We start from the raw sequence: 23,676 nt of genomic DNA, 5'->3' as shown, positions 1-23,676 counted from the left end.
ATAGTCATCACGGTTAGGACACGATCTAACAAGGCGGGAAGGGCAAACGACAGAATGGTGCCTCGGTCCAGGCTATATCCACTGATTGTCTTGCATGGGGCTGCCTGCCTGATTTTGCTTGCGGTGGTCTGGGGGGCGATTCTGGCCGGGCTTTACATTCACCGCGCCTATCACCTGCGGACCAGCCAAGCCCTAGCGGTCACCTTGGCCGATGCCACGGCCCAGCATATGACGGCGGCGCTGACCGATATCGATAAGACCAGCCAAGCCTTACGCCGGGCTTATCTCCGCGATCCCGCCAATTTTGATCGTTTTTTGCGGGATACCGATGCACCGCAAGTCATTTTCCCCACGTTTCAAGTATCCGTGATCAATGCCGCGGGCTTTTTGGCCTATAGCAGCGGTCAACCGGTGACAGCGCCGGTCGATTTGCGTGACCGGCTGCATTATCGGTACCACTTGACCTCCGCAACGGATGATCTGTATGTCAGCCGGGTCGTCATTGGTCGGGTTTCCAATACCCAATCGCTGCAATTTACCCGCAAGATCATCGATGATGCCGGGACATTTAAAGGCGTTATCGTCTTATCGGTCGCCCATGACTATTTCGTTCAGTTTCTGCGGTCGGTCGCCATCCCGCCGGATGGGCTGGTTGCGCTGATCGGGTCGGACGGTTGGTTGCGCGCCCGGGTGAATAGTCTCGATACCGGCGTAAACTCCGTCCCCCCGTCGTTGTTCGAAACCCCCTTACAGGACGCGCCGTTTTTGGATGCAAAACGCCCGTCGGCGGGGCTCTACGATATGCCCGCGTCGCTCGAGGGCGTACAGCGCATCGGCGCCTATCAGCGGCTCGCCGTCTATCCGCTGACTGTGCTGGTCATGCTATCGCGGGAGGAGGTCAATGCCGTGTCCCGCGATATTCTCGGCCCCTTCCTCGGCGGCGGTTTGCTGCTAAGCGGTATTTTGATTCTCGGCACGCTGCTGGGATTACGGCTGATCTTGAAGCGCGAGGCGGCGATTACTGCGATGGCCCAGCGCGAGGCGCAACTCCGGGATCTCGCCAATAACGACGTGCTGACCGGCATTGCCAATCGCCGCTATTTTATCGACCGGGCCAGCGTCGAGATCGCCCGCTCCCTGCGTCATCGGCGACCTTTGGCGCTCGCGATGCTTGATCTCGATCACTTCAAGCGGATCAACGATCACTATGGTCACGCGGGCGGCGATGCCGTGCTGCAAGAGGTGGTGCGCCGCATTCGGGCGCGGTTACGCCGGGAAGATTTGATCGGTCGGCTCGGCGGGGAAGAATTTGCCATTCTGCTTCCCGAAACCGAGATTGAAGGCGCGCTGACCGCGCTCGATCTCATCCGGTTGCTGATCGCCGAATCGCCCTTCTTGCTGCCGGATGGGCAACAGGTGCAGGTCACGGTGAGCATCGGCGTTGCCGACTTGAAGACCGAGGCAGGGTATGCGCCCGAAGACCTTGATCAATTGATGAAGCGGGCGGATGAGGCGCTGTATGCCGCCAAGCGCGGCGGGCGTAACCGGGTTATCCTAGACGTTGGCCCGTCGCCCTTCACCCCGCACCCGACAAAGCCCAACCCGCTGGGTTAATCCGTCGTGACAGCCCGCCGTTCGTGGATCAGGTGGACAATGCCGCCCGGCGCTAGAATCCAATAACCAGGGAAACCATCCGGCAGCGGTTCGATGGTATCGCAGCGGTCGATGCCTTGCGCCTCCAGCCAATCGGCGGCGGCTTCGGCGTCATCGGTGCGGATTTCCAGCCAGGTTTCTGCTTGGCTGAGCGTCGGCACTCGGTCGACCCATAGGCGCATCTCGCCAAAGCGGAAGGTGACGCTGGTATCGTCGGCGGAAAGCTGCTCTAGGCCCAGAATATCGCGGTAGAAGGCGATGGCGTGGTGATACTCGTGCGGCGGCATTTTCAGCGCGATATTCCGCCCTGCCGCGAAGGCCGGACGGGCGCAGGTTTCCAACGTCGGATCGGTCATCGGCTCTTCTCCCGGAAGCAGGGCGCATTTTTGCCCGTTTCCAGCAGGATGCCATAAAATGCTGGTCTTGTGGCGTTACTTCTGCCCGTCGGCCATGACGCGGTTGCGGCCCGCCTGCTTGGCCTTATAAAGCGCCTGATCCGCCGCTTTCATGACGGCTTCCCAATCCTCGTACCGGGGGGATTTCTCGGCCGCGCCGATGGAAATCGTAATCGTTACCTGGGTTGCCGGGGCCTTGGTCGGGTCACTGTTTTGCGGGGCTTCTGGCTTATTATCAGGACGGTCCTTGCTGCGCACCGTAAAGGGCGTTGCCGCCATCGCGGCGCAGACGGCATCGAGATGCGGTAGGGCTTCGCGCAGGCTGCGGTTGGGGAAGACGATGGTAAACTCCTCCCCCCCATAGCGGAAATATTGTCCGCCGCCGGTGACGTTGGAAATCACCCGCCCAACCCGGCATAGCACCTGATCGCCGACGTCATGGCCGTAGGTATCGTTGAATTTTTTGAAGTGATCGACATCGAGCATGGCGATCACATAGCGCTCGCCCACCGTATTCAGCAGGCTTTTCAGGGCGCGGCGGCCCGGTAAGCCCGTGAGTTCATCGTGGAAGGCAACGCGGTAGGAATTCTGGATGAGCGCGACCAGCAGCGCCCCGCCCGCCGTGCTGAAATAGATGGCGCGCAGCACGCGGTTATCCCCCAGCGCAACGCCGACCATCCCCAACAAAAGCGCCGTCAGCAGCCCGCTTTCCAAGGGCGTCGGACGCCGACGATAGAGCCAGATCAGGCTTCCTGCCGCCCCGAGGGCGAAGACGAGAGCGGCGTCCGGCAACCGCAGATGCAGGATCATCCCGTCAAACAGAACCGAGCGCAGCCAGCTGGGGGTGGGTTGGCCGTTGGCGGCATGGGCAAGGATGATAAGGGCGGGGTAAACCACGAAGGCCACCCGCTCCAGCCCTGGGCGGTTGAACAGCCCGCGTTCGGGCAGGGTGGCAAGGCAGGCGATCATAATCGGCCAGTACCAGGCGGCCCCCAGACGCAGCGTATCGGCGGTATAGGGTGACCGGCCCCATTGTTCCAGCAGCGCATGCACCCCCGCCAGCGCGACGAAGACCATCACCATATTACCGGAGCGGAAACGCCACGCGATGGAGCCGCCCGCGAGGCAGACCAGCCACGGCAGGGCGGCAAACAGGTTGCCCCATTCCGGGTCTGCCGCTTGCTGGAACAGCAGAGCCGCCAAGACGGCGGCTCCGGGCAGTGCCAGAAAATCAAGCAATCGGCGGAGGGTAGGCGGCACCGGAATACCTTCGTCCGAACGGGTCAGTGGCAGAAGTGTAGCGCCAGATTAAGGCAAATGCGCGATTTTTCTGGCGAGCGGTGCCGCGACGGTTATTCGTCGTCGAGCGGCGGGCCGTCGGCCATGCCCAGCGCGCGCTTATAGAGATCCAACAGGGTTTCCTGCTCCTGCCGGTCCACTTCTTCGAGTTTCCGCAGGCGCAGGATCTGGCGCATGGTCTTCACGTCGAACCCATTGCCTTTGGCTTCGGCGAAAACATCCTTAATATCGGCGGCGATCCCGGCCTTCTCTTCCTCCAGCCGCTCGATCCGTTCGATATAGGAACGGAGCTGATCGGCGGCGACGCCTCCAACATCGGTCATGCGCGACCCCCTCTAACCTGAATGGGAAGCGACCTTACTGGCAGCGCGCCTGGTTTAGCAAGCCGCGTGTTCATTCTTCGTCCCCATCATAGCCCAAGATGGCCTTGTAAAGTTCGGGGCGGCGGTCGCGGAAAACGCCCCAGCCTAGGCGGCGGCGGCGGATCGCCTCAAGGTCCAGGGTCGCTGTGATAATTGTCTCCACGTCGCGCCCCGCATCGGCCAGGATTTCCCCGGTTTCATCAGCGATGAAGGACGTGCCGTAGAAGGTGATTTCGGCGGATTGGCCGACTTCCCGGCCCATGCGGTTGGCGGCGATCACCGGCATCAGGTTCGCCCCGGCATGGCCCTGCATCACTCGGCGCCAATGACCCGCGCTATCGTGCGGCGGCGCGGGCGGCGGTTCGGAGCCGATGGCGGTCGGATAGAGCAGCAGTTCGGCACCCTTCAGGGCCATGACGCGGGCGGCTTCGGGGAACCATTGATCCCAGCAAATGCCGACGCCAACGGCACCGACATCGGTTTCCCAAACTTGAAACCCGGTGTCGCCAGGAGTGAAATAGAATTTCTCCTGATAACCCGGCCCATCGGGAATATGGGACTTGCGATAAAGCCCCTGCGGGCTGCCGTCGCCATCGATCATTAGCAGCGAATTGAAATAGGCCTTACCCGCTTCCTCGAAGAAGCTGATCGGCAGCACGACGCCGAGTTCTTGCGCCAGTTCCATGAAGTGAATGAGCGTCGGATTATCCAGCACCGGGCGCGCCCAATCGAAATAGGCCGGGTCTTGGTCCTTGCACCAATAGGGGCCTTCGAAAAGTTCCGGCAGCAGGACCAGCCGCGCGCCCTTATCGGCGGCCTCGCGGACGAAATGGGTGGCCTTTTCGATATTTTCTTCGCGGGTGCCGCCGCAACTCATCTGCACGGCGGCGACGGTCAGAAGCTCTTCACTCATCGGGCCAACTCCCCGCTCGGTTGTTGCTGGGTGATGCAATGGATGCCGCCGCCGCCCGCCGTGATGGGGAGCGCCGGAAGCTGGAGGATCTTGCGGTCGGGGAAGGCCTCTTGCAGAACGCCCCGCGCCGTATCGTCGGCCTTATCGTCGAAGCCGGACATGACAATCCCGCCATTGGCGATAAAGAAATTCGTGTAGGACAGCGTCAGGCGCAGGCCGTTCAGCATCCGCTTTTCTGGCTGCGGCAGGCGCAGCGCCTCGATCCTGCGGCCTTTGGCGTCGCGCATTTCCGCCAACCGCGCAAAATTCTCGCGGAAAACCGTGAAGTTCGGATCGTCCGGGTCGGGGCACTCGGTCATCAGCACCAAGCCCGGCGCGCCGAAACAGGCGATTTCGTCGATATGGCCGTTGGTATCGTCCCCCTCATAGCCGCACCCAAGCCAGAGCACCGTATCGACCCCCAGCCACGCCTTCAGATTGGCTTCGATTTCGTCGCGGCTCAGGTTCGGGTTGCGGTTCGGGTGCAGCAGGCATTCTTCGGTCGTCAGTACCGTGCCTTCGCCGTCCACATGAATAGCGCCGCCTTCCAGCACGAAGGGGGCATCGAAGCGCCGGGCGCCCAGGCGGTCTAGCACCCGCTCCGCCACCTTGGCGTCGTCGGCATAGTCGGGGAAATTCTCGCCCCAGCAGTTAAACCGCCACGCCGCCCCAGCAATCTTGCCCTCGCCGTTCTGAAGGAAGGTCGGGCAGAAGTCGCGCGCCCAACTATCGTTCAACGGCATCTCCCACAGGTCGATCTGGCGGGACAGCAGCTTTTCGGCAATCGGTTTATCCTGCGGACGGACCAGCATAGTCACATGCTCGAACTCGTTCACCCCGTGGGCGACGGCGGCATAGGCGGCGCGGGCGGCCTCGAGCCCGCTGCCCCACAGCTCCGCCCGGCAGGGGAAGGCCATGAAGCAGCGTTCGTGCGGCGCCCATTCGGCGGGCATGCGGAACCCGGCTTGGGCCGGGGGCGTCACATCGGTCATTCTCGGTCCTTGAAGCTACGTCAGGGCAGCGGCTTGGTTCCGTAGAGGGTGGTCACATCGCCGCCCATCGGGATCCAGGAAATATGCCGGTTGGCGGTTAGGAACGGGACCAGCCGCGCATCCTTGAAGCGAGTATAATAGGGCTCCATCCAGGCGACCATATAGGGCTGGAACTTCGGCGGCCAGGATTGCGCAATCCCCCGCGCCTTCTGCACAAAGGGGCCGGGGTCTTGGTAGCCGCGAATGACGAGATCGGCCAAGCGGCGCAAGGCCGCCCCCTCCGCCGCATAAAGATCGACGCCATTGGCCTTCAGCGCTTCCGCCGCCAGCACCAGCGCGCTGAGGGCCGTCATATGGGTATGGCGCAGCCGCCGTTCGCGCGGCTCCAGCCCTCGGATGAAGCCCTGCGCGTCGATCCGCGCCAGATACTGCTTCAGCCCGGCCTTTGCCCAATCGGTCAGCGCCCGGTCTTGTCCCGCCAATCCTGCCAGAAGGGTCGCCGTAAGTGCCCACGCGCGGGCATCTTCCCCCAGGCTATTAGCATCGGGTTCCTGCCAACGGTCGCGGATACTGCCGCCTAAGGTCTGAAACCAGGTCTGCACGGCTTGCACTTTGGTCGCCGCCAGTCGCTTTTCGGAGAGGACCATCAGCGCCGCGTGGGCGAGGCCGGCAATCATATTTTCCTGCTGCCGATCGCCCGCCAAGGTCACTGGGTCGCCGGTCAATCCTTCATCTTTCGCCCAGGCGATCATCCAATCCAGCGCGCAATCGGCGATACTGGGGTCGGCGGGGGAGAATTTGAGGTAGGACAGGGCAATCGCCTGGACGCCGCGTACATAATCTTCCACCGGCTTCACCGCGGCGCGGTGGCGGGTCTGCGCGTCGGGATCGACGATGCTTTGGCTGGCGTCGGTAAAGAAATCGACGCCGGTTACCGTGCGGATCGGTTCGGGAACGGCTGCGCAGGCGTAAAGCCCCGCCGGTTTTGCAACCAAAAGCCGCCGCGCGGCCATGTCGAGCGGCCCAACGAAGGGGGCGGGGTCGGCTCCCCGGACGGGGAGGGCGAGCGTCCCGGCGAGGAGGCCCGCCGAAAGCGCCCGCAACCAGGCACCGCTAGGACGGGTCATCCGGCGGCAGCCTCCCGCGCGGCGCGTTCCTTCTCGCGGTTCTGCCGCAGCATCAGCAGGCCGGAGATCAGAATACCCGTGGTGACGATACCGACGATGATGGTGGCAAGCGCATTGATTTCGGGGCTGACCCCCAGGCGGACTTTCGAGAAGATAATCATCGGCAGCGTCGAGGAACCGGGGCCAGAAACGAAGCTGGTGATGACGAGATCATCAAGACTGATGGTGAAGGCCAGCAGCCAGCCGGAGACGAGGGCCGGGGCGATCAGCGGCAGGGTGATCAGATAAAAGACCTGCCAGGGCTTCGCTCCCAGGTCCATCGCCGCCTCTTCCACCGATTGATCCATATCCTTGAGACGCGCCTGGACGATGACGGCGACGAAGGAGAGGGTGAAGGTGATATGGGCGATGGTGATCGTATCCACCCCGCGCCCATTCGGCCAGCCGATGAATTGCTCGAGGCCGACGAAGAGCAGCAGCGAGGCAAGGCCGGTAATCACTTCCGGCATGACCAGCGGCGCCGAGACCAGCCCAGCAAAAAGCGTGCGGCCCCAGAAGGTCGGCATGCGCGCGAGGCAATAGCCCGCCAACGTGCCGAGGATGACGGCGCCCGTCGCGCTCATCGCGGCGATCTTTAGCGAGGTTAGGGCGGCGTCGATCATCCGGTCATTGTTGAACAGCTCGCCATACCATTTGGTCGAAAAGCCTGACCAGACGGTGACGAGGCGGTTCTCGTTAAACGAATAGAAGATCACTGACAGAATCGGCCCATAGAGGAAGGCGTAGCCAAGGCCGAGGAAGACGAAAAGACCTAGCGGGCGGCGATTCATGGCTCAATGCCCCCCGTGCGCGTGCGGGCTGCCGCCCTGGCTGCGTTGCAACAGCATGATTGGCGCCACCAGCAGCAACAGCATGGCGACGGCAACCGCCGAGGCCAGCGGCCAATCGCGGTTATTAAAGAATTCCGCCCATAGAACATTGCCGATCATCAGGGTTTCCGGCCCGCCCAACAGTTCCGGCACGACGAACTCGCCGACCACTGGAATGAACACCAGCATCGACCCGGCGATGATCCCCGGCACCGATAGCGGCAGGGTAATCAGCCAGAAGGCGCGCAAGGGGCGGCAGCCCAGGTCCGCAGCGGCTTCCAGCAGCGTCAGGTCCATCTTTTCCAGCGTCGAATAGAGCGGCAGGATCATGAAAGGCAGGTAGGTGTAAACGATGCCGATATAGACGGCGGTGGGAGTGTTCATGATCGGAATGGGTTCCGAGATCACGCCCAACCATAGCAGCAGGTTGTTCAACAAACCGTTATTGTTGAGAATGCCCATCCAGGCATAGATACGGATCAGAAAGCTGGTCCAGAACGGCAGGATGACCATCATCAGCAGGATCGGGCGCACGCTTTTATCCGCCCGCGCCATGGCATAGGCCATGGGATAACCGATCAGTAGACAGAAGATCGTGCTGACGGCGGCCGTTTTCAGCGAATTCAGGTAAGCGATAACATACAGATCGTCGCCGAACAGGAACATATAGTTCCCAAGGTTCAGCACCACTTGCAGCGCCTTATGGTCCACCCAATCGATCAAGGGGGTGAAGGGCGGCGATAGGCTGGTGTCGGCGGTCGATAGGCTGATCGTCAGCACGATCAGAAAGGGCACGAGGAAGAACAGCCCCAGCCACACATACGGAATGGCGATGACGGTGGAGCGGCCCATCAGCCGCTGCAGGAAGCCCGGCGCCGTCATTACTGCGCCAGTACCACGCCGCCATCGGCAGCCCAGCCGATGTAGACGCGGTCTTCCCAAGTAAACTCGCCTTCGGCCCAGCGGTCGAGGTTCGGCTGCGTCACGCGCACCTGCTTACCGCTGGCGGTTTCGATGAAATAAGTAGAGATATCGCCCAAATAAACGATCTGCTTGATCACGCCCTGGGTCTGGTTCGGCAGGTCGGGCAGGGGCTTCCGGCTCATGCGGATCTTTTCAGGGCGCACGGCGACGGAAAACTCCATCCCAATGGTGCCGGTGACGCCGTGACCGACGTGGATGCGCTGGCCGAAATCGATACTGTCCAACTCCGCCCGGTCGGGTTCGTCCACCGCCAGGGTCGCTTCGAACAGGTTCACCGAACCGATGAAGTTGGCGACGAAGCGGTTCTTGGGAAACTCATAGATTTCCGCCGGGGTGCCGAGTTGCTGGATGCGGCCCCGGTCCATCACCGAAATACGGTCGGCCAGGGTCATCGCTTCTTCTTGATCGTGGGTAACGATCACAAAGGTGATGCCGACCTTGCTTTGGATATTCAGCAACTCAAGTTGGGTTTGCTCGCGCAGCTTCTTATCGAGTGCGCCCAAGGGTTCGTCGAGCAGCAGCACTTTCGGGCGCTTGATCAGACTGCGGGCGAGGGCGACGCGCTGGCGCTGACCGCCGGAAAGCTGGTGCGGCTTGCGCTTGGCGAAGGGCGTCATCTGCACGAGTTCCAGCGCCTCGGCGACGCGGGCGGCGATTTCGCCCTTGGCAACCCCATCCATCCGCAGCCCGAAACCGACATTGGCCTCGACATTCATATGCGGGAACAGGGCGTAGGATTGGAACATCATATTCGCCGGGCGCGCGTAGGGCGGCACATTGGCCATATCCTGACCGTCGATCAGAATGCGCCCCTCCGTCGGGGTTTCGAACCCGGCCAGCATGCGCAGCAGTGTGGTCTTTCCGCAGCCCGATCCACCGAGCAGGGCGAAGAGTTCGCCCGGGTAAATATCGACCGACACCCCATCGACGGCGACGAAATCGCCGAAGGTCTTGCGGACTTCCTGGATCTGAATCATCGGCTTGGCCGATGGGTCGCGCCAGGGCTGCACCCTTTGGCCCGAAAGCCCGCCGAGCGAGCGGGTGGGGGACGATGCCGGGGCGGCGGGGGGAACAGCAGGCATACCGGACAGAACCTCCCAGCGGGACAGCCAGAAAACTTAGGGCGTCAAGGCGAAGGGCGCGTCGGCTTCCGCAGAACCCGGCGCGCCCCTGTTAGGCGTTTACGTCAGCCGCGACTAGCGGCCAGTCTTCACCCGGGTCCAGGCGCGGGTGCGGGCGCGTTCGAAATCCTTATCCGCCGGGGTGATGGTGAACAGGCGGGCGCGGACTTCGGCGGGCGGATAGATGCCCGGATTGGTGCGCACGGCTTCGGACACGAGAGCGGTCGAGGCCTTATTGCCGTTGGCGTAACCGGTCAGATCGGAACTGGCAGCGACGACCTGCGGCTTCATCAGATGATCGAGGATGGCGTGGGCCAGATCCGGGTTCGGGGCGTCTTTGGGGATCGCCAGCGTATCGACCCAAAGCTGTGCGCCTTCGGTGGGGATCGAGTAATTGACCGTCACGCCGCGCTTGGCTTCCGCCGCGCGGGTGGAGGCCTGGATGATATCGCCCGAATAGCCGAAGGCGACGCAGATATCGCCGTTAGCGAGACCGTTGATATATTCCGACGAATGGAACTTGCGGATGAAGGGACGAACCTTCAGCAGCGCATCGGTGGCCTTATCGAGATCGGCGGTCGATTTGCTGTCCGGCGGCAAGCCAAGATAGTTCAGAACGCTCGGGAACACATCGGTCGGCGCGTCGAGGATCATGACGCCGCAGGCCTTGAATTTCGACACGACCTCGGGGTCGAGGATCATTTTCATCGAGTAGACCGGCGCATCGGCGGCGATGGTCTTCACCTTGCCGACGTTATAGCCGATGCCGTTGGTGCCCCACATCCAGGGGATTGCGTGGGCATTGTTCGGATCGGCCTTTTCGATGGCCTTCATGATATCGGGGTCAAGGTTGCCGAAGTTCTTCAGCTTGCTTTTGTCGAGCGGCTGATAGAGACCGGCGGCGACCTGACGGGCCAGGAACGGCTGCGCGGTCGGGCCGACCACGTCATAGCCGGACTTGCCAGCGGTCAGCTTGGCTTCCAGCACTTCCTGACTGTCGTAAACGTCGTAATTGACCTTAACGCCGGTTTCCTTCGTGAAGGCTTCCAGCACTTTGGGGTCGATATAATCCGACCAATTGTAGACGTTAACGACCTTCTTTTGCGCGAAGGCGGCGGGGGCAACTGCAACCCCGAGAAGGCCGACGCCGAGGGCGAGGCCGATAGCCGTGGTTCCTGCCCAAGTTTTAACCGTGCGCATCCCTGTCATCTCCTTGAAATAACCGGCTCTTCGGCCTTTTGCATGTGCGAGGCTCACCTTACGGCAAGCCCCCCCGATGTCAACGCGGGGTTACACGTTCAGCAGCAAAAATTCCCGCTCCCACGAGGAGATGACGCGTTGATAGGCGTCATACTCATGCTGCTTCACGGCCATTAGTGCCGCGACGAAGCGTTCGCCCAGCACCTGCCGCAGCGGGCGGGAACGGTTGAGCTTCTGCATCGCATCGAAAAGATGGCGGGGAAGGGTATGGGCCATATCATAGGCACTGCCTTCCACCGGGTCGCTCGGCTCCAACTCCTCGATCATGCCGAGGTAGCCAGCGGCCAATGAGGCGGCAATGGCGAGATAGGGGTTGGTATCCGCCCCGGCGACCCGGTTTTCCACCCGCCGCGCTTCCGGGCTGGACACGGGCACGCGCAGGCCGGTGGTGCGATTGTCGTGGCCCCACTGCACATTGATCGGCGCGTCGGAAAAGCGCTGCAATCGGCGGTAGGAGTTGACGTTTGGCGCCATCAGTGGCAGCAGCGCGGGCAGATACTTCTGTAAGCCCGCGATATGCGACAGGAACAGCGGCGAATTCTCGCCGGTCGGCAGCGCAAACAGGTTTTGGCCGGTCACCGTATCGAGCAAGCTTTGGTGAATATGCATCGAGCTGCCCGGCTCGTTATGCATCGGCTTGGCCATGAAGGTGGCATAGACGTTATGGCGCATCGCGGTTTGTCGCACGGTGCGCTTGAACAAAAACACCTGATCGGCCAGCGACAGGGCGGGGCCGTGGTTGAAATTAATCTCCATCTGCGCCGCGCCCGCTTCATGGGTCAGCGTGTCGATGTCGATCTCCTGCTTCTCGCAGTAATCGTAAATATCTTCGAACAGCGGGTCGAACTCGTTGACCGCATCGATCCCGAAGGCCTGCCGGGCGGTTTCCGGGCGGCCTGAGCGGCCAATCGGCGGCTCCAGCGGGTAGTCGGGGTCGGTGTTCGGCTTGACCAGATAGAATTCCAACTCCGGCGCCACCACGGGCTGCCAGCCCTTCGCGTCATAGAGCCGCAGCACCCGGCGCAGCACTTCGCGCGGGGAGATATCGACAACGCGGCCATCAGCATACACGCAGTCGGTAATCACCTGGGCGGTCGGTTCCGTATACCAGGGCACCAACCGGATCGTATCCGGGTCCGGGCGCATGAACACATCCGAATTGGCCGGATTGGTCACGGTTTCATCGGGCGGGTAATCGCCGCTGATCGTTTGCACGAAGATGGCTTCGGGGATACGCAAACCCCGGTCGCCGAAACTGGTCAGGAACTTGGTTGCAGGAAGAATCTTACCGCGCGGAATGCCGGACATATCCGGGACCAGGCATTCGACTTCGGTAATATTATGTTGGCTGATCCACTCAGCAAAGCGGTCCATAAGGCCCCCGTGTGTCATCGGTGGCATGATCTTATGCCGGAATCGCGCCCGACGGAAGCAGGGGCCGGAAGTTATGCCAGGGGATGCCGCAGATCGTTGCATCCCGGCGGCACTTTCGGTCATGCTGGCGACCATGAAGCGTATCGCGCCCGCCCCCGCCACCAGTTATTACGAAACCACCATCGCGCCGCCGCGCCCAACGCGCGCCCGATTGCGCGGCGAGATGGAGGTGGATGTCGCCATCTGCGGCGGCGGCATCTCCGGCGTCTCCACCGCGCTGCATTTGGCGGAACGCGGGCTGCGCGTGGCGCTGCTAGAGGCCGGGCAGGTGGGGGCTGGGGCGTCCGGGCGCTCGGGCGGGCAGATCCTCAACGGGTTTTCCGCTGCGCAGACGGCGCTGGAAGAGCGCTATGGGCTGTATAAAGCCCAGCAGCTTTACGCCCTATCGCTCGAGGCTGTGCAGATGGTGCGCGAGCGCGTGACCCGTCACGAAATCCAGTGCGACTTTATGGAAGGCGCGGTGACCCTGGCGGTCAAGCCGCGCCATCTGGCCGATTTTCGCAGCGAAGCCCGGCGCATGGCCGATCAATACGGCCAGCAAGGGCTGGAGGTCTGGGATCTCGACCAGACCCGCGCGGCGGTCCGCTCGAATGCCTACATCGGCGGTCTGTACGATCCGCACGGCTGCCACTTGCACCCGCTCAACTATACCCTCGGCCTTGCCCGGGCGGCGGAAGCGGCGGGAGCGATGATCTATGAGGAAAGCCGGGTGAAGGCCTGGGCGTCCGGTAGCCGCCCGATGTTGGCAACGGCGGAAGGGCGGATTTACGCCAAGCATATCGTCTTTTGCGGCAATGCCTACCTTGGCAAGCTGGTCCGCGACCTTTGGCCGCTGATTATGCCGGTGGCAAGCTGCATCATCGCGACCGAACCCTTGGGGGACCGGTTGCAGGCCTGCCTTGCCCGCCCGCTCTCGGCCTGTGATGCTAATATTGTTTTAGATTATTTCCGCCCTACCGGCGACGGGCGGCTTCTCTTCGGTGGGTTGGCGAATTATTCGGGGCGGGAGCCGCGCAATATCATTAAAACGCTGCGGCCCCGCCTGCAAAAAATCTTCCCGCAGATCGCCGACGCCAAGATCGATTTCGGCTGGGGCGGGCTGATCGCCATTACCCCCCGGCGTGAACCGCAGATGGGGCAGATCGAGCAGAATGTCTGGTTTGCTCACGGCTATTCGGGGCATGGTTTGGCCCTCGCGACCCTCGCCGGGGCTTTGCTGGCCGAGGGAATTTGCGACCGATCCGACCGTCTAGACCTGCTCGAATCGCTGCCCCGGCCCGAGTTTCCGGGCGGGCGTTTTCGCACGGCGGCGCTGGTCATGGGCATGCTGGCGATGCGGGCGCGCGATCTTCTGTGAAACAGATTTGCGACACCCCGTTAAAACAATGAGAAAATTGCGTCGCACGGATGACAATTGAGGAAAAAGCGGTCATAATCATAAGATAACAAACGAAGCGACACAGAGATTGCAATGCGATGAGTACCCTGGCGGATCGAACCGTAACGGCCGAGACGGCGCTGAAGCGCCTGATCGAGATCGGCACGGCGCTGGCGGCGGAGCGCAATCCTGACCGGCTTCTCGAGCAGATTATCGTCGGTGCGAAAGAACTGTCGAACGCCGACGGCGGCACGCTGTATCTGACGACCGAAAACGATAGCCTGCGCTTCGTCATTCTGCGCAATGACACGCTGGGCTTCGCGAAGGGCGGCACGACCGGGGAACCGGTGCAGCTTCCTGAGTTGCCGCTGCATCGCCCGGACGGTAGCCCGAACCATAATAACGTCGCGACCTATGCGGCCTTGACCCGCAAGATCGTCAATATCAACGACGCTTATCATGCGCAGGACTTCGATTTTTCCGGCACCAAACGGTTCGATGAGACCACGGGTTACCGGTCTCAGAGTTTTCTGACCGTCCCGCTGTGTAACCACCTCGGCGATGTCGTCGGTGTGCTGCAACTGATCAACCGCATCAATCCAGTGACCGACAAGGTTGATGTGTTTGGCGCCGATTTGGTGCCGCTGATCGAGGCCCTGGGCAGTCAGGCGGCGATGGCGCTGACGAACCAGCAGCTTATCCTCGAACAGCGCAACCTGTTCGATGCGTTCATCAATCTGATGGCGGGTGCCATCGACGCCAAATCGCCCTATACCGGCGGTCACTGCCAACGGGTTCCGGCATTGACCGAAATGCTGGCGGCAGCGGCGTGCCAGGAGACGCAGGGGCCGTTCGCGAGCTTCGATCTGAACGAAGACCAGTGGTACGAACTGCGGGTTGCGGGCGGTCTGCACGATGTGGGCAAGGTGACGACACCGGTCCACATTATGGATAAGGCGACTAAGCTCGAAAAAATCTGCGACCGGATTGAAGAAATCCGCGTTCGGCACGAGATTCTGCGCCGTGATGCCGAGATTGCCTATTGGAAGGGCCGCGCCGAAGGCGGGGACGAGGCGGTTTTGACGGCGGCCCGCACCGCCCGCTTGGCGGAGATCGACGAACAGTTCGCCTTCCTACGGCAAGTGAATTTCGGCACCGAGTTTACCCCAGATGCCGCCGTAGACCGGATCAAGGCGATCGCCCAACAAACTTGGTTGTTGGAAGGGGAGCATCGGCCGTTGCTGTTGGAAGACGAGGTGATGAACTTGTCGATCCGGCGCGGCACGCTGAATGCCGAGGATCGTAAGATCATCAACGATCATATCGTCCTGACCATTCAGATGCTGGAAGCGCTGCCTTTCCCGAAGCTCCTCAAGAATGTCCCCGAAATCGCGGGCGGGCATCACGAGAAGATGGACGGCACCGGTTACCCGCGCGGCTTGAAGCGCGACGAAATGTCCTTGCCCGCGCGCATGATGGGCATCGCCGATATTTTCGAGGCCCTAACGGCAGCCGACCGGCCCTACAAAAAGCCGAAACCCTTGTCCGAAAGCATTGCCATCATGGCGAAGATGAAGCAGGACCAGCATATCGATCCCGAACTGTTCGACCTGTTCCTGCGCAGCGGCGTCTATCAGGACTATGCCGAAAAGTTTTTGCAGCCGGACCAGATCGACGCCGTTGACATCAACCAATATCTGGCGCCCAATTTCAATCCGAAGGGTGCCTGATAATCTTCCGCTGTCGGGAATCGGTTGCGGCCCCCTTGCAAAGCTGCCATGCTCATTTCACATAATGAGCAGGCGCGGTAGAGAGGCCCAAAAGGGGCCTGACCGTGGAATGAAGGGAGATTGGCCATGGATACAGTTCTTCTCACTTTGGCGGTGAGCCTAGCCGTTCTCCTCGCAGCGACCGTTGCTGTCACCCTTGAACCGGCCCGTCAGGCCGTTCCGGTGCGGGTGCGCCGCTCGCGCCGCTGATTATCAGCTTTCCGACTGAATTCTGATCGTGGCGGGCCTTGGCCAGCGGCTGTTCTGTGCTGTGCTGTTGGCTGGGCTTGCCGCCTGTTCTGCGCCGCAGTCCCCGCCCCTTGGGTCGCAAGCGGCGCTGACCGACCCGGAAAAATCGCCGCCCGCGCCCGTTGCAACCCCATCAGCCCCGGCAAAACCGGCAGCGCCGGGGATTGAGGAGCCGCGTGGCCCCTTCGAAACGGGGCGGGTCACGTGGTATAAACGCTCCCGCCATACCCATACCACCGCTTCCGGCGAAGCGTTGGACGATGCTTTATTCACCGCCGCGCACCGCACACTGCCGCTTGGTAGTTTTGTGCGCGTGGTCGATACCGCTACCGGCAATGCCGTCGTTGTCCGCATCAATGATCGCGGACCGTTTACCCGCGATTTCATCATCGATCTAACGAAATCCTCGGCGGATGCTTTGGGCGTCTTCCGCAATAATAAGATGATTGTGCAGTTGGAACCGCTGCCCGCGCCGCCGGGGGCGGATCATCCGTCCGTGCCGGTTTCGACCCTGCCGACCGGCAAAGCCGCGCTCGCCGCCCTCACGCCGCCGAAGCCGATGAAACCCACGCCGAAATCCAGCGCAGGGACGCCGGTAGCCGCGGCAAAACCCCCGCTGAAGCCGTCACCACAGAAGGCGGCCGCCGCGCCTACGAAACCTGTGGCAAAGAAGCCGGAAACGAAGAAACCCGCCCCAAAGGCGGCGGATCAGAAAAAAACGGCCTAATCGTTCCGCTTCCGGGAACGTCGCTTTAAAGCGGTTTCGCTCCCGTCGAGCGCTCAGCGCTCCGTCAACTTAAATTCGATCCGGCGGTTGCGGCGGCGGGCGGTGTCATCGTCGCGCGGGTCGAGCGGCTGAAACTCGCCGAAGCCGGTGGCGGCCAAGCGGTCGGCAGGCACGCCCTGGTCGATCATAAAGCGCACGACGGAAATGGCGCGGGCGGTCGATAGTTCCCAGTTCGACGGAAATTGCGCGGTGCGGATCGGCACCCGGTCGGTATGGCCATCGACGCGCAAGACCCAGTTGAGATCGGCGGGGATGCGCGGTGCGACCTGCTTAATCGTCGCGGCCAAGCTGGCGAGTTGCCCGCGCCCGGCCTCGCCCAACTCCGCCGAGCCGACATCGAAGAGAACTTCCGATTGGAAGACGAAGCGGTCGCCGACGATGCGCACGTCCTGCCGCTCGCCCAAAACCTCGCGCAGCTTACCGAAAAATTCCGACCGGTAGCGGGCCAGTTCTTCGACTTTGGAGGCGAGGGCGGCATTCAGGCGCTTACCGAGATCGACGATCTGGACGTCTTGCTCTTTGCTTTTGGCCTCCGAGGCCTCCAAAGCGGCGGCAATGCGCGCCAATTGATCGCGCAGGGCGGCAATCTGGGCATTCAGCAGATCGACCTGCTTCTTGGCGTCTGCCGAAATCGCCTTTTCGCGGATCAACTCGCCGGTCTGGGTTTCGCTGCGCGCCAGCAGTTCGGCAAGCTGGATATCGCGCTGGGCGATATCGCGCTGGGCCAATTGCGTGCGCTCTTCGGAAGTGGCGAGGCGGGCTTCCAGCTCCTTCGAGCGGTCACGCAGGGCACCCAACTGCTTCTCGCGCTCGTCCACCTGACCCGCAAGCGAGCCGACCTTCGCCTCCAACTCCGCCCGCACCCGCTGCAAGGCGTCGATATCGGCCTTAAGCTGCGCCAGTTCTTTGAGTTGCACTTCGATGGCGGCCTTATCGGCTTGCATCACCTTATTGGCCGCTTCGAGGTCGGCGGCGGTCTTCTGGTTAAGGCCCTGGAGTTCGGCCAGCCGCGCATTGGCTTCCGTCAGTCGCCCGGTCAGCGAATCGCGCTCGGCCATCACGGTGGCAAGGCGGGAGATGGCGTCGTCCCGCGCGCTGCTGGTCGCTTGAAGGTCGGCGGTCAGGCGCCCCAGACTCAGTTGCAGTTCGGCAGAATTGGCCTTTTCCAGCGCCAGCATATCGGAAAGCTGGGCGATCTGATCGGTCAGCTTGGCCAAAGCCTCATCGCGGCCCGAGAGGGCCTGATTGAGATAATATTGCGCCAGAACGAAGACCAAAACCAAGAAAATGATAATGATTAGTAACGTCGAAAGGGCATCGACGAAACCGGGCCAATAGTCGATTGGGCTGTTTCTCTGCCGCCGGGAAGAGCCGGGCATGGATTAACGCTCCTGCTCTTCGGCGAGGGCGGCAATCGTGCGGGCCAAAAGGCGGATTTCGGCGCGGACTTCTTGAATAAGCTCCCCCCGCCCGTGGCGCTGGTCTTCGAGAAGTTGGGTTAGGTGAAGATCGAGGTTGCGCAGATGACTGCGGGAAACTTCATCGATCCCACTCGGCTTTTCAGCCGGGCGGGCGGCGAGATGTTCCACCAACGCGGTCAGCGCGGCATTGGTCGATTGCCGCCCTTCTTCGGTCCGGGCCAAGGTGCGTTGTAAGGCATCGAGACTATCCGCCGTCTGCTCCAGCAGGGCCTGAATATAAGCGGGAACGGAGGCGTCTCCCTCCGCTGTGGGGCCGCTGCCGCCAATACGGGTTAGGCTGGCCAGCCATTCTTCCAACTCGTTATAGAAGCGGCTTTGGGCGGCCCCGGCTTGCAGGTCAAGAAAGCCCAGCACCAGCGATCCGGCAAGGCCGAACAGCGAGGAGGAAAAGGCGGTGCCCATCGCCGACAGCGGCGTCGCCAAGCCTTGCTTCAGATCTTCGAACGCCGCGACCGCATCACCGCCGCCGAACGAGAGCTTGCCGACAACATCGCCGACTGAGCCGACGGTCTGGATCAACCCCCAGAAAGTGCCGAGCAGCCCGAGCAGGACCAGCAAACCAATGAGGTAGCGGGAAATATCGCGGCCCTCATCCAATCGCGCGCCAATGCTATCGAGCAAGGAGCGGGTGGCAGTGGCCGAGAGACTGAGGCGCGTGCGCCGTTCGCCCAGCATGGCGGCCATCGGCGCCAGCAGCTTCACCGGCAGCGAAACGGCGGCGCTTTGGTTGCGCTGGTAATTCTCCAGCCAGGCAATTTCCGGCGACAGCATCAAGACTTGCCGGACAATAAAGATAATCCCCAGCAACAGGGTCCCGAGAATGACCCCGTTGAGACCGGGATTATGCAGAAAAGCCGCCTTCAATACCCCGGATAGCGCTACCGCGATTGCCGCGACCAAAACAAGAAACAGCCCGATGCGGACGAGATAGCGGCGGGTTCCGGTCAATTGATGCAGCATCGCGGGGCCAGTCTTTGTAAATCGCGGCAGAGAAAGGGTTACGGCGTCATCAGGTCGAGATCAACGCGGTCGGCGGGGCCGTCGCCAGTCTGGGATCCTAGGGCACGGACATCGACCCGCGCGGTGCTCACCCCGCTTTCGGCTAGGAAGCTGCGAACGGCCAAGGCGCGGTTCAGCGACAGGCGGCGCGACTGGCTGGCGGTTTCCGGCGTTCCGGCGGCATAGGCCGTGATCAGCACCCGCCGGTCGGGCTGGCTTTGCAACTGCTTTACCACCCCATCGAGCGCCGGGCGCGCCGTGGTCGGCACATCGGCGCTATCGGGCAGGAACAGCAGGCGCACGCCCTTGGCAGTCGCAACCGGTGCCGGAACAGCAACGGCGGGGGTTGCCACTGGCGGCGGTACCGGGGGAGGCGGCGGCGCGGCGGCGGCCACTTTCGGGGCAGGCGGCGGTTCGGCTGGAACCGGCGGCGGGCCAGGATCGGGCTTCGGCGTCTGCGGTTTTGCTGCCGTCTGTGGGAGGGGGGTCGGGTCCGGCGTCAGCGGCATCGGTGGGGCCGAGGCCGGAATGGCGGGGGCATCGGGCGCCGCTGTCGGCGGAACCGTGGCCGTGACCGGTGCCACAGCGGGGGGCGGGGCCGGAGGGGCTACGGGGGACGCAGGCGGGGCAGGCGGCACCGCAATCGCCACCGGCGCGGGCTTGGCTTTCGGCGGCGGCACCTGATTGATCTTGCTGCGCGGCGGAGCGGGCGGGGCCGGAAGATAGCCGACACCGACCCCCGGGCGCGGACCCGCGCCGCCGAGGCTCGATAAGACGTCTTCGTCGATCACGACCGCGCCGCTGTTGCGGCCCGCGCCATAGAGTTGGGCGGCGGCGGGAAAAGCGACGCCGAGCAGCAAAACGCCGGACAGTAAGGGTACCCCTATCCTCGTCTGCGGTTTGCGCATGCCGTGCCTCTCCCTTCCCAGCAACCCCAGTGTGACCAACCGGTCAATCCGGCGCGAAGCCTACGCGCCGGGCGGCTGAAAATCCAGTCTGCGCTTAGGCTTTGGTCGGATCTTCAGCGGCAGCCTCGGGTTTCGGGGCGGCTTTGACAGCCGGCGGGGTCGCTTTCCGCAACAATTGGCCGAGCTTATGGTGAAGCTGATCATTGGCGGCAACGACGCTGCTGGTCGCCATCATCCGGGTGCCGCCGGTAATGTCGGAGACATAGCCCCCGGCTTCCTTCACCATCAGCATCCCAGCGGCCATATCCCAGGGCTTCAGCCCTTCTTCCCAATAGCCGTCGAGGCGCCCCGCCGCCACATAGGCGAGGTTCAGCGCCGCGCCACCGAAGCAGCGAATCCCACCGGTCTGTGGCATGACGGCGGAAACCTGCTTCAAGATTTTCTCGTGGCCCGACGACCCGGCCACCGGCAACCAGCAGCCAACCACGGCGGTCGGCAGGTCGCGGCGGGCGGAGACGCGCAGGCGGAAATCATTGAGGAAGGCCCCACCGCCCTTTTCGGCATGGAACAGCTCGTGCTTCACTGGGTCGAGGATGACGCCCGCGATAATCTCCCCCTCGCGCTCTAGCGCAAGGGAGATGGAGAAATGCGGAATGCCGTGCAGGAAGTTCACGGTACCGTCGAGCGGATCGATGATCCAACGGTTCACGCCGTCGCCCTTCACCTCGCCGCCTTCTTCCAGCAGGAAACCATAGCCCGGGCGGGCCTTTTCCAGCTCGGCGCGCAGGGTTTCTTCCGCCTTCAGGTCGGCCTGGGAAACGAAATCGGCCACGCCCTTCCGGCTGACCTGTAGTTTTTCGACTTCCCCGAAATCACGCACCAGACGAATGGCAGCCTTTTCCGCCGCCTTGGTCATAACCGTAATGATGGCCGACCGCGCCATGATCCCACCCTTTCAAAGAACGACGCGGACCGGGCGTCCCGATCCGCGCTGATAAAGTTGAATGGCGGCGCAAGGCGCGCCGCGCTTATCTTAGCCCTTGAAGCGTTCGACGTAAGAGCAATCTTCCGTCGCAACCACAACTTTGATCCCGGCTTCCACATGGGGCGGGATCATGATGCGCATGCCGTTTTCCAGCTTGCCGGGCTTGTAGGAGGACGAGGCCGTCTGGCCCTTCACCACCGGATCGGCTTCCACCAGTTCCAGCACCACATGCTGCGGCAGGGAAACGCTGATCGGCGTGCCTTCGTACAGCGAAATCTGAACCTTCATGCCATCCTGCAGAAAGCCGGCCTTATCGCCCAGCAGTTCCAGCGGAACCGGCAATTGGTCGTAGGTTTCCGGGTTCATGAAGGTCAGCGCCGTATCGTCGCCGAACAGGAAGGTGAAATCTTCTTCGTCGATGCGCACGCGCTCCACGCTCTCGCCCGAGCGGAACTTATCGTCGCGCTTAATGCCGGTACGCAGGTTGCGCATTTCCACCTGAACGAAGGCCGCACCCTTACCGGGCGAGACGTGATTGGCCTTCAGAATCGCCCAGAGGCCGGTTTCGGTCTCGATCACATTGCCCTGGCGCAGTTCGTTGGCGTTGATTTTCATCGGAAAAACCCGTTGTAAAGCTGTCTTGAAAGTAAGGCGGCGCGGACCCTAACAGCTTACGGCCAGCAGGGCAATCACAGGAAAGCGCCGGAAACGCGCCCCCCCTATGCCCGGGCGCGGGGCGCGGCGAAGATCGTCAGCCGTTCCGGCGCTAATGTAAAGGTCACGGGCAGGGTGGCGATGGTATCGCCATCGGCCTGCACCGGTTCGCCCGCAGGGCCATTGACCGACACGTGCGTGATGCGCTCGCGCTTCACACTGGGTAAATGTGGCAGCAGCCCAAACGGCAGGGCGGCGGCGTAAAGCGCGGTGGCGAGGCGACCCCCCTTTGTAAAGCGCGCCGCAATCAGTGCCGGATCATCGAGGTTGGCTTCGGGCGCAACGGTAAAGCGCCCGGCGTAAAAATGCCCATTGGCGAGAATGAGAGAGCTAGCATCCCGCCCGTCGCCCAGCGTGTAGCGCGCGGGTTTCAACGCCAGCCATTCTTTCAGCGTCTGCCACACATAAGCGCCCTTGCCGAAGCGGCGTTTAAGCGCCGGATCGATCCCGGCGACCACATGGGCATCAAACCCAACGCCCGCCATCATCGAAAAATAGCGGCGCGCCCCATCCGGGGTTTCGCAGAGGCCGAGGGCGATTTTGCGCGTCTGGCCCGAGAGCAACGCTGCCGCTGCCGTTTCCGGCGTGTCGATACCAAGCTCACCCGCCAGCACATTGGCGGTGCCGAGCGGTAGAAGGCCGAAGGGCGGCACGGGGGCGCCGTGGCGTTGCGCCGCCATCACGCCGTTGATCGCTTCATTGATCGTCCCGTCGCCGCCCGCCGCGATAATCGCCCCGACCTCCCCGGCCTCGGCCAGGGCGCGGGCCAGGGCCTCGGCATCGCCGCGCGCTTGGGTTTCGACGATATCCCACTGGGTTCCGGCGGCGGTCAGCCGATCCAGCGACCGTTTCAGCCGCGCGCCGCGCGCCTGGCCCGCTGTCGGATTGACGATAATCCGCAAGGGGCGATTGCGGGTCGCAGAGAGAGGGGAGGCTTCCAAAACGCTGCCATCCATCGGCCGGTCCATCCTATGCGGTTGGGGCGGGGTCGGTCGTCGCGCTCCAAAAGCCGGGCGAGGCGCGACAAATCCGTGACCGTAAGACGACGGTTTAATGAAATTATACAACCGTCAAAAACATGTCATCAGCGGCTGGCAGAAAGGTGAGAATCAGAAGCACGATGTGCAGGCGGCGGTATGGACGCAGAAGTTGGCATTACCCAGTACCGGGCCATTTGGATCTCGGACATTCACCTTGGCACACGCGGCTGCAAGGCCGATGCGCTGTTGGATTTTTTGAAGTTCACCGACTCCGATTACCTCTATCTCGTCGGTGATATTGTCGATGGTTGGCGGCTAAAACGCTCGTGGTTTTGGGCGCAGAGCCATAATGACGTGGTGCAGAAGATGCTGCGCAAGGCGCGCAAGGGCACCAAGGTCATCTATATTCCGGGCAATCATGACGAGGCGCTGCGCGATTATTGCGACATGCAGTTCGGCGGCGTCACGGTGCTGGACGAGGCGGTGCATGTGACCGCGACCGGAAAGCGGCTGCTGGTTATTCACGGCGATCAGTTCGACGGAGTGATCCGCTACGCCAAGTGGCTCGCCTACTTAGGCGACTGGGCTTATAACGTCGTGCTCAGCGTCAATCATTGGTTCAATGTCGCCCGGCACAAACTGGGCTTCTCCTATTGGTCGCTGTCGCAGTACCTGAAGCAGCGCGTAAAAAACGCCGTTGAATATATCTCCCGCTTCGAAGACGCGCTGGCCGAAGAGGCCAAACGCCGGAACTTCGACGGCATCGTCTGCGGTCACATTCACCACGCCGAAATGCGCGACATTCAGGGCGTGCTTTACTGCAATGATGGTGATTGGGTCGAAAGTTGCACCGCCTTGGTCGAACATTTCGACGGGCGGCTCGAAATTCTTCATTGGGCCGAAATGCGTCAATTGTTCGGCTGGCACCCCGGCCGCCAGCCCGTCGCTTCCACCGCTAACTTAATGGCCCGATAATTC

At 62.3% G+C, this 23,676-nt stretch carries 23 protein-coding genes; 6 read left to right on the top strand and 17 right to left on the bottom strand.

The genetic code is table 11. The features are described 5' to 3' along the window. The first annotated feature begins 54 nt into the window (after window positions 1-54). Window positions 55-1,614, top strand: coding sequence for a sensor domain-containing diguanylate cyclase (locus tag CHR90_RS17215; RefSeq protein ID WP_094410362.1), 1,560 nt, complete (start codon window positions 55-57; stop codon window positions 1,612-1,614). Here the strand turns inward: CHR90_RS17215 and CHR90_RS17210 are convergent. The 11 genes from CHR90_RS17210 to CHR90_RS17160 all read right to left on the bottom strand — a co-directional run bounded on the left by CHR90_RS17210 (window position 1,611) and on the right by CHR90_RS17160 (window position 12,388). Beyond that, window positions 1,611-2,009 carry a VOC family protein gene (locus CHR90_RS17210; RefSeq protein ID WP_094410361.1) on the bottom strand — a complete coding sequence of 133 codons (399 nt, stop codon included), beginning with the start codon at window positions 2,007-2,009 and terminating at the stop codon, window positions 1,611-1,613. The genes CHR90_RS17215 and CHR90_RS17210 overlap by 4 nt on opposite strands. 75 nt (window positions 2,010-2,084) lie before the next feature. Further along, complete coding sequence (locus tag CHR90_RS17205) at window positions 2,085-3,308, bottom strand: GGDEF domain-containing protein (protein WP_141210982.1); 1,224 nt, start codon at window positions 3,306-3,308, stop codon at window positions 2,085-2,087. Window positions 3,309-3,400: 92 nt separating this feature from the next. Beyond that, window positions 3,401-3,670: a DUF2312 domain-containing protein gene (locus tag CHR90_RS17200; RefSeq protein WP_094410359.1), complete on the bottom strand. Its 270-nt coding sequence runs from the start codon at window positions 3,668-3,670 to the stop codon at window positions 3,401-3,403. Window positions 3,671-3,740: 70 nt separating this feature from the next. Continuing rightward, the gene (aguB, locus tag CHR90_RS17195; RefSeq protein ID WP_094410358.1) at window positions 3,741-4,622 is read right to left on the bottom strand and encodes an N-carbamoylputrescine amidase; all 882 of its coding nucleotides are present in this window, start codon (window positions 4,620-4,622) and stop codon (window positions 3,741-3,743) included. After that, complete coding sequence (locus CHR90_RS17190; protein ID WP_094410357.1) at window positions 4,619-5,653, bottom strand: agmatine deiminase family protein; 1,035 nt, start codon at window positions 5,651-5,653, stop codon at window positions 4,619-4,621. Before CHR90_RS17190 ends, aguB begins: the two co-directional genes overlap by 4 nt. 20 nt (window positions 5,654-5,673) lie before the next feature. After that, on the bottom strand, window positions 5,674-6,780 hold the full coding sequence (locus CHR90_RS17185) for an alginate lyase family protein (protein ID WP_094410356.1): 1,107 nt from the start codon (window positions 6,778-6,780) through the stop codon (window positions 5,674-5,676). Beyond that, window positions 6,777-7,610: an ABC transporter permease subunit gene (locus CHR90_RS17180; RefSeq protein ID WP_094410355.1), complete on the bottom strand. Its 834-nt coding sequence runs from the start codon at window positions 7,608-7,610 to the stop codon at window positions 6,777-6,779. Before CHR90_RS17180 ends, CHR90_RS17185 begins: the two co-directional genes overlap by 4 nt. 3 nt (window positions 7,611-7,613) lie before the next feature. Beyond that, entirely contained in the window at window positions 7,614-8,531 is a 918-nt protein-coding gene (locus tag CHR90_RS17175; RefSeq protein ID WP_094410354.1) for an ABC transporter permease subunit, read from the bottom strand. Next, a complete protein-coding gene (locus CHR90_RS17170; RefSeq protein ID WP_094410353.1) occupies window positions 8,531-9,715 on the bottom strand; it encodes an ABC transporter ATP-binding protein in 1,185 nt (394 codons plus the stop codon). Before CHR90_RS17170 ends, CHR90_RS17175 begins: the two co-directional genes overlap by 1 nt. 114 nt (window positions 9,716-9,829) lie before the next feature. After that, window positions 9,830-10,954: a polyamine ABC transporter substrate-binding protein gene (locus tag CHR90_RS17165; protein WP_229671516.1), complete on the bottom strand. Its 1,125-nt coding sequence runs from the start codon at window positions 10,952-10,954 to the stop codon at window positions 9,830-9,832. A gap of 90 nt (window positions 10,955-11,044) precedes the next feature. Further along, window positions 11,045-12,388, bottom strand: a complete 1,344-nt coding sequence (locus CHR90_RS17160) for a glutamine synthetase family protein (RefSeq protein ID WP_094410351.1) — start codon at window positions 12,386-12,388, stop codon at window positions 11,045-11,047. 73 nt (window positions 12,389-12,461) lie between these two features. Here CHR90_RS17160 and CHR90_RS17155 point away from each other — a divergent pair, with 73 nt between their 5' ends. From CHR90_RS17155 to CHR90_RS19805, 4 genes are all read left to right on the top strand, one after another. After that, window positions 12,462-13,805 carry an NAD(P)/FAD-dependent oxidoreductase gene (locus CHR90_RS17155; RefSeq protein ID WP_170941454.1) on the top strand — a complete coding sequence of 448 codons (1,344 nt, stop codon included), beginning with the start codon at window positions 12,462-12,464 and terminating at the stop codon, window positions 13,803-13,805. Between the two features lie 119 nt (window positions 13,806-13,924). After that, complete coding sequence (locus CHR90_RS17150; RefSeq protein ID WP_094410350.1) at window positions 13,925-15,556, top strand: HD family phosphohydrolase; 1,632 nt, start codon at window positions 13,925-13,927, stop codon at window positions 15,554-15,556. A gap of 126 nt (window positions 15,557-15,682) precedes the next feature. Beyond that, window positions 15,683-15,805, top strand: coding sequence for a hypothetical protein (locus CHR90_RS19810; protein WP_267890197.1), 123 nt, complete (start codon window positions 15,683-15,685; stop codon window positions 15,803-15,805). Between the two features lie 28 nt (window positions 15,806-15,833). Further along, on the top strand, window positions 15,834-16,571 hold the full coding sequence (locus CHR90_RS19805; RefSeq protein WP_170941453.1) for a septal ring lytic transglycosylase RlpA family protein: 738 nt from the start codon (window positions 15,834-15,836) through the stop codon (window positions 16,569-16,571). Between the two features lie 53 nt (window positions 16,572-16,624). Here CHR90_RS19805 and CHR90_RS17140 read toward each other — a convergent pair whose 3' ends face one another. The 6 genes from CHR90_RS17140 to CHR90_RS17115 form a co-directional block, all read right to left on the bottom strand. Next, window positions 16,625-18,010, bottom strand: a complete 1,386-nt coding sequence (locus tag CHR90_RS17140) for a peptidoglycan -binding protein (protein ID WP_094410348.1) — start codon at window positions 18,008-18,010, stop codon at window positions 16,625-16,627. 3 nt (window positions 18,011-18,013) lie between these two features. Beyond that, window positions 18,014-19,072 (bottom strand): flagellar motor protein MotA, encoded by a 1,059-nt coding sequence (locus CHR90_RS17135; protein WP_094410347.1) that lies wholly within the window; start codon window positions 19,070-19,072, stop codon window positions 18,014-18,016. Window positions 19,073-19,110: 38 nt separating this feature from the next. After that, window positions 19,111-20,019: an OmpA family protein gene (locus CHR90_RS17130; protein WP_141210981.1), complete on the bottom strand. Its 909-nt coding sequence runs from the start codon at window positions 20,017-20,019 to the stop codon at window positions 19,111-19,113. Window positions 20,020-20,113: 94 nt separating this feature from the next. Beyond that, window positions 20,114-20,965: an inositol monophosphatase family protein gene (locus CHR90_RS17125; protein WP_094410345.1), complete on the bottom strand. Its 852-nt coding sequence runs from the start codon at window positions 20,963-20,965 to the stop codon at window positions 20,114-20,116. An 87-nt stretch (window positions 20,966-21,052) separates the two neighbouring features. Then, window positions 21,053-21,619: an elongation factor P gene (gene efp, locus CHR90_RS17120; RefSeq protein ID WP_094410344.1), complete on the bottom strand. Its 567-nt coding sequence runs from the start codon at window positions 21,617-21,619 to the stop codon at window positions 21,053-21,055. 104 nt (window positions 21,620-21,723) lie between these two features. Then, a complete protein-coding gene (locus tag CHR90_RS17115; protein WP_094410693.1) occupies window positions 21,724-22,674 on the bottom strand; it encodes a diacylglycerol/lipid kinase family protein in 951 nt (316 codons plus the stop codon). 180 nt (window positions 22,675-22,854) lie between these two features. On the opposite strand from CHR90_RS17115, the gene CHR90_RS17110 reads away from it, so the two are divergent. Beyond that, window positions 22,855-23,673 carry a UDP-2,3-diacylglucosamine diphosphatase gene (locus CHR90_RS17110; RefSeq protein WP_094410343.1) on the top strand — a complete coding sequence of 273 codons (819 nt, stop codon included), beginning with the start codon at window positions 22,855-22,857 and terminating at the stop codon, window positions 23,671-23,673. The last annotated feature ends 3 nt before the right edge of the window (window positions 23,674-23,676 follow it).

Source organism: Elstera cyanobacteriorum (assembly GCF_002251735.1).
In the GTDB taxonomy this organism is placed as follows: Bacteria; Pseudomonadota; Alphaproteobacteria; order Elsterales; family Elsteraceae; genus Elstera; species Elstera cyanobacteriorum.
The sequence above is the reverse complement of the archived record's forward strand: the minus strand, read 5'-3'. Positions and strand labels throughout refer to the sequence as shown.

Excerpts from the sequence above, each read along its gene's own strand:
- CHR90_RS17215 (WP_094410362.1), top strand. The coding sequence starts at position 55 with ATGGTGCCTCGGTCCAGGCTATATCCACTGATTGTCTTGCATGGGGCT.
- CHR90_RS17210 (WP_094410361.1), bottom strand. The coding sequence starts at position 2,009 with ATGACCGATCCGACGTTGGAAACCTGCGCCCGTCCGGCCTTCGCGGCA.
- CHR90_RS17200 (WP_094410359.1), bottom strand. The coding sequence starts at position 3,670 with ATGACCGATGTTGGAGGCGTCGCCGCCGATCAGCTCCGTTCCTATATC.
- aguB (WP_094410358.1), bottom strand. The coding sequence starts at position 4,622 with ATGAGTGAAGAGCTTCTGACCGTCGCCGCCGTGCAGATGAGTTGCGGC.
- CHR90_RS17190 (WP_094410357.1), bottom strand. The coding sequence starts at position 5,653 with ATGACCGATGTGACGCCCCCGGCCCAAGCCGGGTTCCGCATGCCCGCC.
- CHR90_RS17185 (WP_094410356.1), bottom strand. The coding sequence starts at position 6,780 with ATGACCCGTCCTAGCGGTGCCTGGTTGCGGGCGCTTTCGGCGGGCCTC.
- CHR90_RS17180 (WP_094410355.1), bottom strand. The coding sequence starts at position 7,610 with ATGAATCGCCGCCCGCTAGGTCTTTTCGTCTTCCTCGGCCTTGGCTAC.
- CHR90_RS17175 (WP_094410354.1), bottom strand. The coding sequence starts at position 8,531 with ATGACGGCGCCGGGCTTCCTGCAGCGGCTGATGGGCCGCTCCACCGTC.
- CHR90_RS17170 (WP_094410353.1), bottom strand. The coding sequence starts at position 9,715 with ATGCCTGCTGTTCCCCCCGCCGCCCCGGCATCGTCCCCCACCCGCTCG.
- CHR90_RS17165 (WP_229671516.1), bottom strand. The coding sequence starts at position 10,954 with ATGCGCACGGTTAAAACTTGGGCAGGAACCACGGCTATCGGCCTCGCC.
- CHR90_RS17160 (WP_094410351.1), bottom strand. The coding sequence starts at position 12,388 with ATGGACCGCTTTGCTGAGTGGATCAGCCAACATAATATTACCGAAGTC.
- CHR90_RS17155 (WP_170941454.1), top strand. The coding sequence starts at position 12,462 with ATGCCAGGGGATGCCGCAGATCGTTGCATCCCGGCGGCACTTTCGGTC.
- CHR90_RS17150 (WP_094410350.1), top strand. The coding sequence starts at position 13,925 with ATGAGTACCCTGGCGGATCGAACCGTAACGGCCGAGACGGCGCTGAAG.
- CHR90_RS19810 (WP_267890197.1), top strand. The coding sequence starts at position 15,683 with ATGGATACAGTTCTTCTCACTTTGGCGGTGAGCCTAGCCGTTCTCCTC.
- CHR90_RS17140 (WP_094410348.1), bottom strand. The coding sequence starts at position 18,010 with ATGCCCGGCTCTTCCCGGCGGCAGAGAAACAGCCCAATCGACTATTGG.
- CHR90_RS17135 (WP_094410347.1), bottom strand. The coding sequence starts at position 19,072 with ATGCTGCATCAATTGACCGGAACCCGCCGCTATCTCGTCCGCATCGGG.
- CHR90_RS17130 (WP_141210981.1), bottom strand. The coding sequence starts at position 20,019 with ATGCGCAAACCGCAGACGAGGATAGGGGTACCCTTACTGTCCGGCGTT.
- efp (WP_094410344.1), bottom strand. The coding sequence starts at position 21,619 with ATGAAAATCAACGCCAACGAACTGCGCCAGGGCAATGTGATCGAGACC.
- CHR90_RS17115 (WP_094410693.1), bottom strand. The coding sequence starts at position 22,674 with ATGGATGGCAGCGTTTTGGAAGCCTCCCCTCTCTCTGCGACCCGCAAT.
- CHR90_RS17110 (WP_094410343.1), top strand. The coding sequence starts at position 22,855 with ATGGACGCAGAAGTTGGCATTACCCAGTACCGGGCCATTTGGATCTCG.